Here is a 2,554-nt window from a genome sequence, read left to right as displayed (position 1 = left end):
TTGAGATTGCCATGATGTTTCTCCTTTTTATTTGGCTTCATCCGAGTGACAGGTTGGCATGCCTGTAACCAAGAAGAAGTTATTTGTCTTTACGACAATTTCTATTCTACCAATAACTAACTTCTTTGTCAACTGATTTACTATTCTTACTGCAAATATGCTATAATATTCATAGGAAGGATATCTAAGTTGATAGTTTTATAACGAGGTGATTACCATGCGTAAATTCTTTAAATATCTCCCCTACTATCTGGTCGTATTTTTCTTTTATTGTCCACTTTATGGATTATTTATACTACTATTACAGAATCCAAAACTAACGGAGCTCTATCTTCTAAATATATTCATCATTTCGCCCATCATAGTTTTTATAGTTTCTCTTCTTTATAGCTACCGTTTTGGTTTTTCACTGCATTGGCTTCTAGGTAGCTGCTTGCTCTATGGATTTACTATTATTCCTTTCAGAGAATTTATTATTGTTTATTTCCTAGCCTATGAAATTCTTATTCTACTAGGTACAGTTATTGGTGCCGCTATCAGGTATCTAATGCAAAAACTGAAAAACAAAAAACTTTCACAAAATCCTTGAAAAATCTCACAATCATGCTATAATAATGCATAGAGACAAGTCACTTAGCCCCTTTCTACCAGAGAGTGCGTGGTTGCTGAGAACGCATAGAAAGACTATACTGATACTACTCTACTGACTTTTATGCAAACATAAAACGGTGGCCACGTTAGAGCCAATCAGAGGTGTCCCTCTTTTTTGAGGAACATAAATGAAGGTGGAACCACGTTGCGACGTCCTTTTTAGGATGTCGCTTTTTGTTTTTCTTGATTTAAGACTGCAAAATAGGGAAACACTTCTACTTTAGAAATAATGGATAATCAATATAAGGAGAAAACCATGATTAAAATTACTTTCCCAGATGGTGCTGTTCGTGAATTCGAATCTGGCGTTACAACTTTTGAAATTGCTCAATCCATCAGCAATTCCCTAGCTAAAAAAGCTCTTGCTGGTAAATTTAACGGCAAACTCATCGATACTACTCGTGCTATCACTGAAGACGGTAGCATCGAAATCGTGACACCTGATCACGAAGATGCCCTTCCAATCTTGCGTCACTCAGCTGCTCACTTGTTTGCTCAAGCCGCTCGCCGCCTTTTCCCAGACATTCACTTGGGTGTTGGTCCAGCTATCGAAGATGGTTTCTACTACGATACAGATAACCAAGCTGGTCAAATCTCTAACGAAGACCTTCCTCGTATCGAAGAAGAAATGCAAAAAATCGTTAAGGAAAACTTCCCATCTATTCGTGAGGAAGTGACTAAAGATGAAGCGCGTGAAATTTTCAAAAACGACCCATACAAATTAGAATTGATTGAAGAACACTCAGAAGACGAAGGTGGTTTGACCATCTACCGTCAAGGTGAATATGTGGACCTCTGCCGTGGCCCACACGTCCCTTCAACTGGTCGTATCCAAATCTTCCACCTTCTTAACGTAGCTGGTGCTTACTGGCGTGGAAATAGCGACAATGCCATGATGCAACGTATCTACGGTACTGCCTGGTTTGACAAGAAAGACTTGAAGAACTACCTTCAAATGCGTGAAGAAGCCAAAGAACGTGACCACCGTAAACTTGGTAAAGAACTAGATCTCTTTATGATTTCTCAAGAAGTTGGTCAAGGGCTTCCATTCTGGTTGCCAAATGGGGCTACTATCCGTCGTGAATTGGAACGCTACATCGTCGACAAGGAAATCGCTGCTGGTTACCAACACGTCTACACTCCACCAATTGCCTCAGTAGAACTTTACAAGACTTCTGGGCACTGGGATCACTACCGTGAAGATATGTTCCCTACTATGGATATGGGAGACGGGGAAGAATTCGTTCTTCGTCCAATGAACTGTCCTCACCATATCGAAGTCTTTAAACACCACGTTCACTCTTACCGTGAATTGCCAATCCGTATTGCTGAAATCGGTATGATGCACCGCTATGAAAAATCTGGTGCTCTCACAGGGCTTCAACGTGTACGTGAAATGTCACTTAATGATGGTCATACTTTCGTAACACCTGAACAAATCAAAGATGAGTTCCAACGTACGCTTCAATTGATTATCGATGTTTACGAAGATTTCAACTTAACTGACTATCGTTTCCGTTTATCATACCGCGACCCTAAAGATACTCACAAATATTTTGATAATGATGAGATGTGGGAAAATGCTCAACGTATGTTGAAATCAGCTATGGATGACATGGGACTTGACTACTTTGAAGCTGAAGGGGAAGCAGCCTTCTACGGACCAAAATTGGATATCCAAGTGAAGACAGCTCTTGGAAAAGAAGAAACCCTCTCTACTATCCAGCTTGACTTCTTGCTCCCAGAACGCTTCGACCTTAAATATATCGGAGCTGATGGTGAAGAACACCGTCCAGTTATGATTCACCGTGGGGTTATCTCAACTATGGAACGCTTCACAGCTATCTTGATTGAGAACTACAAGGGTGCCTTCCCAACATGGCTTGCACCACACCAAGTAACC

The 2,554-nt window shown here is 40.6% G+C and carries 2 protein-coding genes; both read left to right on the top strand.

Annotated features, from left to right (window positions below; genetic code table 11):
* The first annotated feature begins 217 nt into the window (after positions 1 to 217).
* On the top strand, positions 218 to 589 hold the full coding sequence (locus tag E7C97_RS09315; protein WP_316109040.1) for a hypothetical protein: 372 nt from the start codon (positions 218 to 220) through the stop codon (positions 587 to 589).
* 318 nt (positions 590 to 907) lie between these two features.
* On the top strand, positions 908 to 2,554 hold a 1,647-nt coding region (gene thrS, locus E7C97_RS09310), incomplete at its 3' end, for a threonine--tRNA ligase (RefSeq protein WP_316109038.1).

Source organism: Streptococcus sp. (genome assembly GCF_032481935.1).
GTDB lineage: Bacteria > Bacillota > Bacilli > Lactobacillales > Streptococcaceae > Streptococcus.
This window is presented reverse-complemented; position numbering and strand designations above follow the sequence as displayed.

Coding starts and splice junctions, on each gene's coding strand:
- E7C97_RS09315 (WP_316109040.1), top strand. CDS start 218: ATGCGTAAATTCTTTAAATATCTCCCCTACTATCTGGTCGTATTTTTC.